Annotated in this window: 14 protein-coding genes; 7 read left to right on the forward strand and 7 right to left on the reverse strand. The window is 55.8% G+C overall.

All coding sequences use genetic code 11. From position 1 onward, the window contains the following. Positions 1–34: 34 nt before the first annotated feature. From CFBP4996_RS26710 to CFBP4996_RS26730, 5 genes are all read right to left on the reverse strand, one after another. A complete protein-coding gene (locus tag CFBP4996_RS26710; protein WP_080854993.1) occupies positions 35–508 on the reverse strand; it encodes a TIR domain-containing protein in 474 nt (157 codons plus the stop codon). Between the two features lie 2 nt (positions 509–510). Then, positions 511–1,101: a 7-cyano-7-deazaguanine synthase gene (locus CFBP4996_RS26715; protein WP_080854994.1), complete on the reverse strand. Its 591-nt coding sequence runs from the start codon at positions 1,099–1,101 to the stop codon at positions 511–513. Beyond that, a complete protein-coding gene (locus CFBP4996_RS26720; RefSeq protein ID WP_080854995.1) occupies positions 1,098–1,793 on the reverse strand; it encodes an 8-oxoguanine DNA glycosylase in 696 nt (231 codons plus the stop codon). Before CFBP4996_RS26720 ends, CFBP4996_RS26715 begins: the two co-directional genes overlap by 4 nt. Next, a complete protein-coding gene (locus tag CFBP4996_RS26725; protein WP_162936140.1) occupies positions 1,790–3,190 on the reverse strand; it encodes a TIR domain-containing protein in 1,401 nt (466 codons plus the stop codon). Before CFBP4996_RS26725 ends, CFBP4996_RS26720 begins: the two co-directional genes overlap by 4 nt. A 93-nt stretch (positions 3,191–3,283) precedes the next feature. Next, on the reverse strand, positions 3,284–4,435 hold the full coding sequence (locus tag CFBP4996_RS26730; RefSeq protein WP_080854997.1) for a PfkB family carbohydrate kinase: 1,152 nt from the start codon (positions 4,433–4,435) through the stop codon (positions 3,284–3,286). Between the two features lie 184 nt (positions 4,436–4,619). Here CFBP4996_RS26730 and CFBP4996_RS26735 point away from each other — a divergent pair, with 184 nt between their 5' ends. Further along, complete coding sequence (locus CFBP4996_RS26735) at positions 4,620–5,882, forward strand: TRAFs-binding domain-containing protein (RefSeq protein ID WP_080854998.1); 1,263 nt, start codon at positions 4,620–4,622, stop codon at positions 5,880–5,882. Between the two features lie 267 nt (positions 5,883–6,149). Further along, a complete protein-coding gene (locus CFBP4996_RS26740; RefSeq protein WP_341715520.1) occupies positions 6,150–6,632 on the forward strand; it encodes a toll/interleukin-1 receptor domain-containing protein in 483 nt (160 codons plus the stop codon). Between the two features lie 430 nt (positions 6,633–7,062). Here CFBP4996_RS26740 and CFBP4996_RS26745 read toward each other — a convergent pair whose 3' ends face one another. Then, positions 7,063–8,280 carry a YuaX family protein gene (locus tag CFBP4996_RS26745; RefSeq protein ID WP_233283483.1) on the reverse strand — a complete coding sequence of 406 codons (1,218 nt, stop codon included), beginning with the start codon at positions 8,278–8,280 and terminating at the stop codon, positions 7,063–7,065. A gap of 839 nt (positions 8,281–9,119) precedes the next feature. On the opposite strand from CFBP4996_RS26745, the gene CFBP4996_RS26750 reads away from it, so the two are divergent. The 4 genes from CFBP4996_RS26750 (at position 9,120) to CFBP4996_RS26765 (ending at position 12,172) form a co-directional block, all read left to right on the forward strand. Further along, positions 9,120–9,953, forward strand: coding sequence for a macro domain-containing protein (locus tag CFBP4996_RS26750; protein ID WP_233283484.1), 834 nt, complete (start codon positions 9,120–9,122; stop codon positions 9,951–9,953). Next, on the forward strand, positions 9,944–10,933 hold the full coding sequence (locus tag CFBP4996_RS26755; protein WP_080855001.1) for a DarT ssDNA thymidine ADP-ribosyltransferase family protein: 990 nt from the start codon (positions 9,944–9,946) through the stop codon (positions 10,931–10,933). Before CFBP4996_RS26750 ends, CFBP4996_RS26755 begins: the two co-directional genes overlap by 10 nt. A 565-nt stretch (positions 10,934–11,498) precedes the next feature. Continuing rightward, positions 11,499–11,753, forward strand: a complete 255-nt coding sequence (locus CFBP4996_RS26760) for a type II toxin-antitoxin system Phd/YefM family antitoxin (RefSeq protein WP_078053837.1) — start codon at positions 11,499–11,501, stop codon at positions 11,751–11,753. Continuing rightward, entirely contained in the window at positions 11,750–12,172 is a 423-nt protein-coding gene (locus CFBP4996_RS26765; protein WP_078053807.1) for a type II toxin-antitoxin system VapC family toxin, read from the forward strand. Before CFBP4996_RS26760 ends, CFBP4996_RS26765 begins: the two co-directional genes overlap by 4 nt. Before the next feature lie 172 nt (positions 12,173–12,344). On the opposite strand, the gene CFBP4996_RS26770 is transcribed toward CFBP4996_RS26765, so the two are convergent. Further along, the gene (locus CFBP4996_RS26770) at positions 12,345–13,235 is read right to left on the reverse strand and encodes a LysR family transcriptional regulator (protein ID WP_080855002.1); all 891 of its coding nucleotides are present in this window, start codon (positions 13,233–13,235) and stop codon (positions 12,345–12,347) included. Positions 13,236–13,347: 112 nt separating this feature from the next. Here CFBP4996_RS26770 and CFBP4996_RS26775 point away from each other — a divergent pair, with 112 nt between their 5' ends. Then, positions 13,348–14,520 (forward strand): L-talarate/galactarate dehydratase, encoded by a 1,173-nt coding sequence (locus CFBP4996_RS26775; RefSeq protein WP_078053805.1) that lies wholly within the window; start codon positions 13,348–13,350, stop codon positions 14,518–14,520. The last annotated feature ends 5 nt before the right edge of the window (positions 14,521–14,525 follow it).

The following is a 14,525-nucleotide window of genomic DNA, read 5'->3' on the forward strand; positions in this document are numbered from 1 at the left end:
TCCCGGATTTCTCTTGCGTTGCTTCTGTCGACGGTTACTTCAGCTCGCCAGAGAGCTTGCTCCACGGTACCACCTTGATCTCCGGCCGAGATAGCCACTTCGGTACCGGGCTCGCCGGGCTCGCACCTGCATGCGTCGCGACTACCCTCTTACCAAGCGATAGGCTCTTTTCGACCTCCCATTGGACCCAGCGGCTTTGCGCGGTACTTTCTGAAACATAGACCACAGTCACAGAGCAGCGATTAATCCGCTCGGTTATCTTGCTTTTGATATAGTCAGCCCGCTCGCTGTCGTAGGGTTCGCGAACAGAATGGTCGTTGAATTCGATGTCGCTGTTCTCATTCTTGGCCTGGCCGCGCAGTAAGTTCACCTCGGCCATGTCTTCGGTCGCAAAGCTGATGAACACGTTACGCTTTCCGCCTGCCAGCGCCGCCTTTGCCTTTTCTTCGAGGGAGCGCACGTCCCCCAGCCTGTTCCAGTTACCATCACCACCACCACCACCGCCCATCTCTATGCCCTCTCGAACTTGAATTCATTGCAAGCAATGCATTCGCCGCATGCCTCGTCACCACCCTCGTGGCAGGAATAGGTGCCGACGATGCCTTTCTGGCGTGCAAGCTCGACGACATCGATCTTGTGAAATTGCGAAAGGGGAGCAAGCACCCGGATCGAACGGCCTAGGCAGCGCGCGATCATCTGCTCGGCGTCCCGCAGAAAAGCGGAGGTTTGGTCGGGGAAGAGGCTGGTTTCCTCGTGAAGCAGCCCAATCGATACCGCATCCGCATTCCTCTGAAAGGCGTAGGCTGCAGCCGTCAGCAGAAACAGCATGTTCCGGCCTGGTGTAAAGGCGTCATCAACGATGTGCAGCGATCGGTCGGTCAAGCCCGAGCGGATCAATGCCCCATACCCTGACAGATCGGCGACTTTCGGCTCGGGAAGTCCGAGCCTCTTCATGATGCCTCGGCAGGCGGCGAGCTCGCGGTCTCGTGACCGTTGGCCATAGTCGATGAAGAGCGGGTGGATCGAAAGACCTTCCTCCTGGGCGAGTTTCGCAACGAGGGTCGAATCGAGCCCTCCCGAGACGAGTGTAACGATGCTCATGCTCTTGCCCCTTCTTCCGTTCTCGCGACCCGCATTACGATCCAGATCGCCCAATCGAGAATGCCGACGGGAAAGCCGAGTTGGCGCGCATGGCCGCGCATACTCTCCTCGCCGAGCCAGTACTCTCGCATTGTTGCAATCGGCTTGGAGTTTTCGTCCCGCAGACCAGTGAGTTCCATGTAGTTCAGGACATGCCTGTCCAGGATTGCTAGATCATAGCTGAAGCCGCTGTTGCGGAGGAACATGCTCGCCTGCTTCGGGCCGAGCCCTGGCGCGCAGTTGACGAGCCAGTTGCGGGTGGCAACCGGAGCATCGAGCTTGGTTAGCAGGGCGCTAAGTGTGCCGAACCGGTCAGTGACACGTTCCTTGGTCGCCGCCAGCTGCCGCGCTCGCGCGCCCGGAAAGCGATAGCTTCGCCCGGTCGCAGTCAGCGGCCGCCGTAATATCTCGCTCAGCCGGTCGGAAAGGTCGGGCAAGCAGTCTGGCTCAAAAAGGTGGCCAGCTGTATCGATCGCCGAGGCAGCCTCGCATGCCAGCGGATAGGGAACCTGGCTGCTGAGCACACAGGCGGAAAGCTCCCACCACAGGCGTCTCTCATTCCGCTCGGCCGCACTATTTGAGATCCGCTCTTCGATATCCGGACAAATGGCGCAGACGGCGTCTGTGATCCTCCCAGCCGAGAAAGCTCTCATTTGAACAATCCTTCCACCTCTCGCTTCAACTGTTGTATCGGCGCCTTGCCGATCCGTTCAGCGACGAAGGCCTCGAGGCGGTCGTCTGTGACAGCCTCTCGAAGGTCTTTCATGAAGTTCGTATAATAATCAATATTGTGAAACGCAGCTTTCCCCGCGAAATCGACCTTGTCGTCAACAAACGCCGAACGGGCAACGTCGGAATCGGCGACGCCTGTCTGATAGGTGAAGAAATCATAGTGCTGAAAATGATAGAGCCGGTCGTTTTCGATATCGGCGACGACCCGGCACCACTCGAGCCCGTCAAAGGTGTCGGCGCCAGCTGCAGTCAGGACCGCGATACTCCATGGATTGCCGGTTCCGAGGAGATGGATGGGTTGATAGAAGGGAAGCTCGCTCAGCTTTGCCCGGATCGACATCATCGTCCGGCAGCGTTGAAACAGCCCTGCGCCGAGCTCGCGTTCGGCAACGCCAATCAGTTCTGGCTGCAGCTCCCGGGCAACGGCAAAGACAGTCTCGATCAGCATGTCGATATCGTGACCGCCGTTTTTCCGCTTCGCAGCATGCACGATCGGCAGAACCTCGGCTTTGGTCGCTTTCTGGTCCCGTTCAACAGCGGAGAGGATAGAGGCGGCCGCCTTTGCAGGGTTTCTGCCGGGTTTCATATCATCGAAGCAGAAGATCCGGTCGTAGGAGGCGCCCGACAGGGCACCGACTAGATCGACCGGTTTCCATCGCTTGTTCGTCAAACGTGAAGACTCATAGTTGCCGGAATCGACAAGGACGAAACCGCCGTTTTCACGGTACTCCGTCAGAGCTGATTTGAGTGCGGTGGGCTTTCGCCTGTCGACAAGATCCCATGCGGAAACAAGCAACGAGGGATAGCGGGCAAGATTCAGCGCCTTGACCGCCTCGCTAGGCTTCAGTCGGGTCTCGAAGGAGGAGGTTGAGAGAAAGAGTGTGGGGAGGGGCAGACGCCGTTGCAGTGCGATTGGCCGCTGCGGTTTTACGCGAACAGGAACGATCGTGTTGATCCTGTTGGCAAGTATCCTGAGATCGCTGTGATCGGGGCGTTCATCCCATGCCGAGAGATCGCTGTTCGAATAGCCGCCGAACCCATAGGCAGCCTCGCTTCCGTCCAGCGTGACGCAAACGATCGGCCTGTTCGCTTTCTGCGCCAAGCGAACCTCGTCAGTGACCGTATCTTTCAGGCGCGAGAACTTCGACCAGAAGACCAGCACACATCCCGCCCTCGTGATCTCGTCCTCAATCTCGGCAGCGAAGCGTTGTTGGATCATCTGATCCCACCACACGCTCCAGGTTATTGAAAGAAATTCGAATAGCTTTTTTACTTGCGCCTGATCTTCTCTGGCATAGATCAAATAAATATCAGCCACGCCCCCTCCGAATCGCAACTGGCCCATTTACGGTGTAGTAACAACGGGATGGATACGCAATAGGGGTTGTATTGAATTGATGTTACCACCTGTTCAATTGTTCCAGCCAGCCAGGTATAACGCTGTCGAGAAGTCGTCAGTCGTTTCACAATTAGTCAGAAAGCGAAGCTGGCCGAGGGAGTGCGGCATTTCTGCGAGAGCCACGCATCTGGCGCCCTTATCAACCAGCCGCTGTGCGACTGAAAGCATGTCAGCGTCGATACCGTCGGCCAACAGGAGGACAGTCGAAACCTGAACGTTTGACAGTTCAACATTTTCCAGCGCCGGGCAGATAACAGTGAGACCGAGATCAACCAGACTATATCTCGCTTCCTCAATCGAATAGCGTTGTCCCAGAGTCTTGATCGCGCCGAGCAGAAGGACTGTCCGAGGCTCGCAGACCGGATGCCGCTCGTCTCGGACGTCGTGCGCACTTGACGCAAGCGGAGCAAGGGGTACAAGCGGATTGTCGCAGTAGCGGGCTACCTGCTTCGATGCTGAAAGCGATGCGTTGAAGGGATCGTGTCCAAGCTCCGCCCAGTAATAGGCGAAGGCCGCGCTGAAGACATCCCCTGTACCTATCTTGAAAACACGCGTGCTCCGAAATGCCGGAATGAAACGCGATGCGGAACCCGGCTCGAAGACGGCAACACCCTTGATACCCCGTTTGACGACGATGCAACTTGCCCTATGACTTTCAAGAATCGAAGCTGCGGCCACCTCGACGTCGTCAATCCTCGCAACACTCAGGAGCTCCTGTTCATTCAAGACGAGAGCCAGTTGTTTCGCAGTCGAACCGTTGCTGAAAAAGGGAGGAAATTCGCCGGTGGTTTGGGGATCGTAGACAGCCTTTTCTGCATTCACGATAGCATCGCCCTCGAGAAAGCCGAACCGGAGAGCCGCCCTTCCCTCGATTTTCAGGGGAGGCATTTTTCGCAACTCCGATCGCGCCGGCTGCAAGTGCGGACGCGACAGCGGATGAAAATAAGCGAATGCAATCGGATCGGGACGAAAGGCGCACGAGCCACTCACCCCTAATGCAGAAAGGACGGTGTCGAAATCGTGTGGGCGCTCGAAGTAGCAGCTGAAGATGGTGCCAGGCGATAATCGGGAAAGGGCGCGGGCAGCTCGCCCGCCCGAACCGAGAAGAGCATCCCAGTGCGGGTGAAGGCAAAGTTCGCGATAAAGTCCACCCGCAATATGCATTCGTATTTCCTCATCCGCACCCAACCCGTCGCCGAAGCTCCGACTTCCGATAAAATATGAGTCGGGGTCAATCCGCGATGGGGTGCAGTATAACAAATAAGCCGGTGGAAAGCGGAGCGCACGAGACTGGATTTATACCTTATTTCACGTAAAACGAGTGTATGGATAAAAGTACGGAGCGGCTATGCCTGCAGTTCAAAATGACATTGACCATCGCCCCGTCTGCTTCGTCGTCATGGGATTCGGCAAGAAAACCGACTATGAAAGCGGACGTACGCTCGATCTTGACGCGACGTTCGATGCAATCATCAAGCCAGCTGCAGAAAAGGCAGGTCTGCGTCCGATCCGTGCCGTTGATATCAACGGAAGCGGAGTGATCGACGTCTCCATGTACGATTTGCTGCTGAGGGCGGATGTCGTGGTCGCCGATATTTCGACGGGAAATGTAAATGCGGTCTACGAACTGGGCGTCCGTCACGCGCTACGCCCGAATACGACGGTGATCATCAAAGAGGACCAAGGAAAACTTCATTTCGATCTCAATCATATTAACACCTTCCATTACAAACATCTTGGCGAAGATATCGGTAATCGTGAGGCGATCCGCGCGACCGATGCGCTTGCCGAACTGATCGTTAGGGCGATGTCGTCAACAACGCCGGACAGTCCTGTCTATACATTTCTTCCGACCCTGCAGCGGCCTCGCCTATCAGACGAACAATATGCCGAACTGCTCGACGAGGCCGAGGAAAATCATGAAATGCTGAGCGCGGTGCTGCGAGCCGGACGCGATGCGTTTGATCGTAGCGACATGCAGGCGGCCGCCGCAAACTTTGCCCGCGCCTGCGAACTTAAGCCAGAGGAAGCGTCCTTCCGCCAGCAATATGCCCTTGCGACCTACAAGACGAAGCTCCCGACTGAAGTCGAGGCCCTGCAGCGGGCCCTTGAGATCATCGAGCATTTGCAGCCGGAAGCGTCAAACGATCCTGAAACGCTCGGCATAACCGGGGCAATTTACAAACGGCTCTGGCTTATTCAGGAGAACCCCGTTCACCTGGACAAGGCGTTGCGCTTTTATGGTCGAGGATTTGAAGTCAGGCGAGATTATTACAATGGTGAAAATCTCGCCACGTGTTTCGATCTGAGAGCTGCGCAACAAATCGACCCGGACGAGCAGCTATTTGATCGCATGAGCGCCAAGAAAACTCGTGTGGCACTCGTGGAAATTCTCTCGATGATGGTCTCGGATCCATCCTTCCACGAGCGTTCCGATAGAAAGTGGGTTTTCGCGACCCTCGCCAACACGATGCTTGCCCTTGAGCGGCGGGCTGAGGCTGCTGTCTATGAAGCGCAGTTTCGTTCGCTTGAGCCTGCTGATTGGGAAATATCGACCTTCGAAATGGTGAAGGCCATGTACGTCAGCGAGGATCTACAATCATGTTCTTAGTCCTAAACGAGCGTTGCAATCCTAACATCAACCGAGGAGTGGCCTTCAATGGCTAAATGCACTGCACCAGTAAGAGGCCACACAGGGGGCGGCGCAGCGAATTGTCCGGCATGTAGTAGTCGATGGGGCCGCAGTCGCTTTGGTGGTTACGGCTCCTGGCCCTCGTCGCCGACTTCTTACTCCTCGTCTGGTAGTGGTAGCGGGAGCCGAGTCGGGGGCGTATCGGGCAAAACCTCGAAACCTAGGTGGGCGCGAGCTAGTTCCGCCGTGTGGTACACACCCGCAGAGGTGCGGGAACTGGAACCCGTACGCGAGCAAATCGAGAGACAGGCGACCGTGCCTGACCTTCGGGACGTATTCCTCTGTCATGCGTGGGACGATCGGCAGGGGGCTGCAAAGGAATTGCATGATCTGCTTGAGGCACGCGGAGTGAAGGTCTGGTTCAGCGAGAAAGATATCGCACTCGGTGAACCATTCCTTCGAGAGATCGACAGGGGGCTCGCAAAATCACGAGTTGGGATCGTTTTGGTGACGCCAAACTTTCTTAAACGAATTCACGGCCGTAGCATCGCCGACAAGGAACTTTCGGTGCTGCTTCATGGGGGTAAATTAGTTCCAGTCATTCACGGCACCACGTTCGCTGAACTAAACGAGGAAAGTCCCATGCTCGCGTCGCGCAACGGGCTCAACACGGCGGAAGACAGCATGGCCGAAATCGCTACAAAGCTCGCGGATCTAGTTGCCATCTAACGTTGGATGCGAAGCAACGGCAGCACAGTGGCGACGAGCAAAGAGGTTAACCTTTAGCGATCGCGACAACCGATCGATCTACTGTCCACAACGGCTCGGCAGCTGCGTTTGCGCCATGAGTGCGAATGGCCGCGTTGCTGAGCAAGACCTCTCATCGCTCCCGGTCCGCCACTGGCGCCCCCGCCAGCTCTTGAGAGCAAGCAGTTGCGCGGATTAGGAAAAGTAATCCAACTAAGCCGCCGAACGACGCCCGAAGGTTCAGATCCCATAAAAGGCTTATGGCTTAGACGTATCAGCGTGAGGTATGTTGATGCGTTAGATCCGCTTCAGGCGAAACGGCGTGCGCGCTTGGGTCTTATTGGCAAAACGGCGTCCAGCTGCTCTTTAGTGAATGTCGTTCATCCCATCCAACAGCACCGCTGGCCCGGATTTATGGATTCATGACCAGATTCCAATCGATATCGAAGCCGGCAGCCTTCAACTCTCGACTCAGAGCCTGTCGCCATGCGCCACCCGACGAATAGGGTTCGTGCACAACGCCCTGAAAATCCGAAGGGATCTCCAGTTCCCCCTGGATAAGGGCCATGATCCGGCTGCGCCCCAACCTTCCCACAAAGTAGCCGAGTTCAAAAATCACGTTCTGCCTGGCGCGGGGCTGCGGCGGCTTGCCTTTGGCATAACCCTCGTCATCCGGTGTAAGCAGAACTACGGCGAAACCCACATCGCCATGGGCTTCAAACTTCTCGATGATGGTGCGGCCTTGGTTGGCTTGTTCCATCAGAATGATCGCCTCGAAACCCAGTTTTTCAAGAAACCTTGCGACCGCTTCTCTGGCCCCGTCTTCGTGGCCATGAACCACGAAAACCTTGCGGGGGGCCGGCCCGGTTTTTACCGGAAGCTTGACAGCCTCCTCCACATTCAGGGACCGCTTGACGAAGTCGATATAGTCTCGGGCGAATGGCACCAGGACTTGAGCTGTCATGTTCTGCAGGTTGGCGGTATATTTATTGCCATTATAATAGAAGGTATGCGCGAAATTCAGCGCGGCGTTTTCATCAGACGCGAACTTATCGACCAGTAGGATGGTCATGCCCAATTCCTGCTCATGTTCTTCTGGCCAATTAAGCGTTGCGGATCCGACCATACCTCCCTGTGTGTCTTCGCCGGCCGCAAGCCAGACGTCTAAGTGAAGACCTTCGGTGAGCTCTGCCGAAACGGGTTCAAGCTCGGGGTCATGCAGAATGCGAGACAGCTTTTTGATATGCCGGTCAAACGAACCGGATTCTGCCCATTTCAGATCGTTGATGGTATTTTCAATCTGTCGAAGGAGGATTGGTACCTTCTCGGTCGGCATTATGGATTCCTCTGAATTCGCTTCCGTGCGTGCCTGGGCGGCTCGTTCATGGATCTGCTCTGAGTAAGCTTCCTTGAGTTGTTCAGACATGTTCTGGACAAAAGGATTGCTGCGATATCCGCCTGCAATGTTGTCGATGGCGTTCTCCATCTGACTAATGGCAGCAAAAATACTCGCCGGCTCATTGGGATCGAAGTGCACTGTGGTAATCTCACCGTCCAGCGCCTGGAATGCCCGCTGGGCATCCTTCAACTGCTTTTCGAGCTTATCCAGCCCGGTAATCTTAAACGACATGCAGCATTTGCTCTCGATACACGTACCCTGAGTAAGGTATAAATCTCTTCCTTGAATACAAGCGCTCTTTTGTAGAATGGCAGCTGCATATCCCACGCAGACCTGCTCGAGTGGCGAGGGCTGCGGATAGTAAGGGCAAGTGTCTCAGGGCGCCGGTGCGCAAGCTTGCCCCTGGCAGCAATGGACTGGAGGGTACAGTCAATCGGGTTCTCGATCCTTAGCAGACCCGATCATCACGCACGAAGCGATTGCTGAGTTAGCGCATGCGATCACGAGTGAGCCGGAAGAAGAGTGTGAGGCCGATGGCAAGCTGGCCGGGGAGTGATCATTTTTGCCAAACATGCAGGGAAAAACTATTACCTCGGGTAGGCTATCCATAACTCCGATGATTGAAAAATCTACGATCATGTTGTCGAGAACAGCGTACGCGATTTCCCTCAGCTGAAGACCTGGCTACCATCGTGAGATCGCACCTTCTTGCTCGATCCTCCACTTCATCGTGCTTGGTCGGTTAGAATTAGGCGAATTCCTACCTCCATGGCCTCCTCGTCCAGGTGAAAACTCCTCATCCATGTAAGGTTAAGTCACCGATCAGCAGGTACCCACTTGAGCTGGGAGGGACAATAGGAGTTTCATCCTCTCGAGCTGTTGAAGGGCGCCTATTCGATTTCAACGCCAATTACCGCCTAGGTCTTCACATCAACACGTTTTCGTTCTACCTATGTTCGCGAGACTATGTTGGAAGGAATGCGGCAAACACTATGTTGATCTACCGTCGAACCAGCCTACTCGAGTCGTCCGCCCAGACACTGGTCAACACAGTGAATTGCGTTGGAGTCATGGGCAAAGGGATCGCAAAGGAGTTCCGGGACCGCGAGCCGCAGATGTATGCGGCATATCGCAGGATCTGCGAGCAAAAGCTCCTTCGGCCGGGAAAGCTGTGGCTTTGGAAAGGATCCACCCAATGGGTTCTGAACTTTCCGACGAAGGATCATTGGCGCAACCCGTCGAAACTCGAATGGATCGAGCAGGGCCTTCAGAAGTTCGTGAGTGGCTTCTCCGAGCTCGGAATCCGTGAAATCTCGTTTCCGCGTTTGGGTTGCGGCAATGGAGGTCTTAATTGGGATAACGTGCAGCCGGTGATGGAGCACTATCTAGCCCCCCTGAAAATCCAGATCTTTATCCACGACTTCGATAAGAAGATCGGCTTGCCTGAACACCTGGAGCACGTGCCATCTGTTCTGGCAGGGCAGATCGATACTGCACCCTCCTACACCGAATTTCTGTCTATGCTTCCGCGTGCCATCGAGCTCGCCGGACCGAATTTCATCGACCTGAGCTCGCACGAACGGCTCAGCGCTGAGTATGATGGGACCGAACTCCGGCTATCGACGTCCAATGTCGAGTGGGCGTTCGACGCAGAAGACCTCTGGGGCATCTGGGTTTCCCTCCAGAAGGGCTTTCTCACTCAAGAGAAGGCCGGCTGGGCGGCCTTCGAAAGTGGGAGCGCGCTGATATCGCTCCTCGCTCTGCTACCATTCGTCCGCCTCATTGAAATACAGCGCTTCGGCGACGCGGCATCCGAGCTGGCACTAGAACTGGCCCAGCCGGCAACGAGCATGGCCCCTGCCGATGCCCAGTTAACCGAACAGATGACGCTGCAATGGCACTAAGCGGTGCTTTTGTAGACAGCCATATCACCACCTGGTCGGCAACTCTGGCGGCGAGCTACCGACCCTATCGTGGTCGGTGGCCGGCAAGGCTTTTTCATCATGCGCCAATCGAAAATGCGGTGGCAATCCTGAGAGACGGGAATCTCCGGTCGAGAAACGACGCCCAGAATGCACGGGTGAGGGATGTCGCCGGCGTTGGCGTGATCGACGCACGCAACCATGCACACGAGTTCGGTCGGATCTACTTCCGGCCGCGAACTCCGACGCAATGGCATATCGAGGGTATCCGCAAGCCTGGCGAGTGCAGCCACGGCGAGAATGCCCATGCCCCGATCCTGATCATGTTCGTTTTCGACGCTCGGAGCGTCCTTCTTCGGGATGGTGTGTCCTTCAGCGACCGGAACATGCAGCTCGCGTCTGCTTCCGTGGGTGACACCGAAGCCTATTTTTCGTCGATACCCTTCCAGAAGGTCTATCATGAAGGCGATATCGCAGGTGATCGCTCAATCATTGATCACCGCTGTGCAGAGGTTTTGGTGACATCACCGATGTCATTGGCTCAAACCTTGCAGTGGATTTACTGCAGGACGGATGCAGAGGCATCGACGCTCCTCCATATGCTCGGACCTGACGCCAACGGGTGGCGCGACCGCGTATTGGTATCTGATGACCTGCTCGTATTCGACAAGCGTTTCGTCTACGTCGAAAAAGTCGCGATCGCGCGTGATGGCGTCGTTGCACAGTTCAGCCCTCGCCAGGATTACGCACCCATCGATATCCATGTCGAAGTTTGGTCGTCTGACGGGGCAAAGCGCGTCGACTACCGAAATCCCGCAAGCCCAGCGCGACCACCCCTGCCGTCAACGAGCTGGCGGTTTCCTGCACAGCTTCAAGATGGCAATTATCTGGTGAAAATTCATCTCGAAGGTCATCTTGGCTTCGCCTCGTTCATGGACGTCGGCAACAACATTTTCCTCTGACGACTTATCCAGTGAAGAACGATGACCTGAGCCGGTACGGCGTCGGGCATGGTTTTCGCCCAAGAGATTGACTTACGCCGATAAGCCGCAGAAAGCGCATTTGGCAGTCCAGAGCGGACGCCTCTGGCTCTCGCGGCGGCTCTATTCATAATGCTCGGTCCAGGATCAACATCCGCTCAAAATGGGTCATGCCGGCAAATATGGCCGTGATCTTTTTGCCCGCCGGCAATTTGCATGGCAACCCCGCTGGCGCGAATTATGTCGCGAATGTTTGAGCATTTGCGACAGACTTACGCGAAATGAAAAACACCTGTAATCTCGTACCGGTAATAAGTGTCGCACAACGTTGGATTCGCATGACATTTGCCGGCCGCACTGTTCGGTCACATAGACTAACGTTACGCCATAGCTATATTTTACAATAGCTTAGCCAAATCGGATTACGGGCCGGCGGTTCTTATCCCTTCAAGAGCTTAAAAGGCTGGCAGCCACGCGGCGCAAGAAAGGGATTGCGAGATTAAAATGAAAGCGTTATATGTAGATACGTTCCTACATGGAGGCGACTATGGCTACGACTAACTTGACCAGCCGCGAACTGAATCACGATGTTGGCAGAGCGAAAAAAGCTGCTGAGGCAGGGCCTGTCGTCATCACCGATCGAGGCAGACCTTCGCATGTGTTGATGACGTACCGTGAGTTTGAGCGTCTGACAGGTAAGCGTCACAATCTTGTCGATGCGCTTTCAATGCCAGGATTGTCGAATATCGATTTCGATCTGTCTCGGTCGGTCATTGCAACTCGCGAAGTTGATCTCTCTTGAAATACTTGCTCGACACAAACGTTGTCTCCGAGCTCCGTAAAGTGGGTGACGGTAAGGCTGATCTGAACGTGACGACTTGGTTAGGTGCCAAGGATTCTCGTGATCTGTATATTTCTGCCATAACAATTTTAGAGCTTGAGCGCGGGATACTCAGCATCCAGCGCCGTGACATCGAGCAGGGCTCTCGCTTACGAACCTGGATGGATAGCCGAGTTCGACCGGAGTTCGCTGAGCGCATGATCTCTATCGATGAAGCAATTGCGACGCGATGTGCTCACTTGCATATTCCGGATCGCCGCAATGAAGCAGATGCACTCATTGCTGCGACAGCGATCGTGCATGGACTAGTGGTTGTCACACGCAACATTCATGATTTCCAAGGTACAGGCGTTGTTCTCGTAGACCCATGGCGTGCCTAAAGACCGGCATGCGGGGCGCCTTGAAATTGTTTCTGCGAGCTCGGCAGGAACCTCATTGAGTTTTCGAAATGCAGAGGTCGGCCGTTCAGATTATATCAAGGCGAAATGGCTTCGAGAAACAAGCTCGATACCTCAAAAGATATGTATTTTAACCTGTTGCTGGAGATGAAGGTCATAACGTAATATGCTCAAGGGTAGCGATGTTGCGTACTTCCGGCAGCAAAGGATTGCGGTTGTGGGGACTCCAAATGGCGTGAAGCTCTGCAACACATTCTTCTCGCAAATCCAAGGATCGAAAGATCACATCATCGAAGCAGGCGTTTTGGGTGCCGGCCGGAACTAGCGCCAGGCCGATGCCGGCGCTGACCAGTGAGAGGATGGCCTGAGAATGGGTCATGCTTTGAACGACGCGGGGGGCAATACCGTTCTGCTCCATCAGTCTGGTCAGCTTGTCGTGCAGATAGCGTGCAGGCGGGGAAAACATGATGAAGGGCTCACCATTGAGCGCATCCAGCGCAGGTCGGCGTTTTGCGGCAAGCGGATGCGCGCGAGGGATGGCGAGCATCATGGGTTCGCGCGCAACGCACAGGCTTTCCAGATGATGATTGCCGGTAAGCGGGCGGGAAAGTCCGAGATCGATATCGCCGGCATTGATCGCTTGAAGCTGCTCGGCCGTTTCCATCTGCACCAGTTCGAGTTCGACCTGAGGTACGGCAGTACGCGCCCGACTGATGAACCTCGGCAGGAAACTATAGGTGCTGGCGCCGACAAAGGCGATTTTCACTGCCCCCGCACTCCCGCGTGCTGCCCTTCTTGTCGCGGTTACCGCTGCATCCCCCTGTTCAAGCAGTTTCCGGGCCTCCGCCAGAAACGCTACCCCTGCCGGCGTCAGGACGACGCTGCGGCTGGTTCTCTCGAAGAGTGTGACGTCGAGTTCCTGCTCCAGCAGCTTGATCTGCCGGCTGAGTGGAGGCTGGGTCATATTCAAACGCCGGGCCGCGCGGCTGAAATTCAGCTCGGCGGCGATGGCGACAAATGAACGGACCTGTCCCAAATCAAGCATCTATTCAATCCTGGTATCAATATCCAACAGAAAACAACTTGGACTTAAATTGATTGCCGCGATATCAGTCAAGACGAGGGCCGCTCGGCGGGTGAAAATCAGAGAGGCGAAGATGGATACGCAGCCAGCAAAAACCGGCCACCGGCAACAGGCCCTCGGCGCAGACAGCATTGCCTGGATAAAGCTTTCCTCGATCTTCCTGCCGCTGAAGGCGCCGATAAGCGATGCAAAGGTTTTGACCGGCAGGCAGAGGCCTTTGACCGAAGTCGCTTTTCTCTTTGCGGAAATAGAGACGAAGCACGGCCATAGCGGCATTGGGTTCAGCTATTCCAAGCGTGCCGGTGGTCCGGGTCAATATGAACACGCCAAGGAGATCGCGAGCGTCCTTATCGGCGAAGACCCGAACGACATTGGCAAGCTGTGGAACAAGCTTTGCTGGGCCGGAGCGTCGGTCGGTCGCAGCGGGCTTGCCGTCCAGGCGATAGCAGCCTTCGATGTGGCCTTGTGGGACCTCAAGGCGAAACGTGCAGGCCTGCCGCTTGCCAAGTTGCTCGGCGCCCACCGCGATTCCGTGCAATGCTATAACACATCAGGTGGCTTCCTGTCGTCGCCGATTGAGGAAGTTCTCGATAATGTCGAGCGCTCGATTGCTGCGGGCATAGGTGGGATCAAGATCAAGGTCGGTCAGCCCGATATGGCTGTCGATCTCAAACGCGTCGCGGCGGTGCATGAGCGCCTCGGCGGCAGGGTGGCGATGATGGTTGATGCGAACCAGCAGTGGGATCGCCCCACCGCTATGCGTTTCGGCCGTCTCATGGAGCCCTATAATCTGACATGGATCGAAGAGCCGCTCGATGCCTATGATGTCGAAGGCCATGCGGCGCTCGCCGCAACGCTCGATACACCGATCGCAACCGGCGAAATGCTGGCGAGCGTTCTGGAGCATATCTCGTTGATTGAGAATAAATCCGTCGATTTCATCCAGCCCGATGCGCCGCGCGTTGGGGGCATCACGCAATTCCTGAAAATCTGCGCGCTGGCAGAGTCCAGGAAGCTGCAGCTTGCGCCCCATTTCGCCATGGAAATCCACCTCCATCTGGCGGCCGCCTACGAGCTTGAGCCTTGGGTGGAGCATTTCGACTGGCTCGATCCGCTTTTCAACGAGCGGCTGGAGATCAGGGATGGCCGCATGCTGGTGCCAAGCCGGCCAGGTCTTGGCATTACGCTTTCGGAACAGGCCGATCACTGGACGCGGGCCACGGCGGAATTTGGCAAGCGGCCGTAAGCGCG

Origin of the sequence: Agrobacterium leguminum, from assembly GCF_005144435.2 — a bacterium.
Lineage (GTDB): Bacteria > Pseudomonadota > Alphaproteobacteria > Rhizobiales > Rhizobiaceae > Agrobacterium > Agrobacterium leguminum.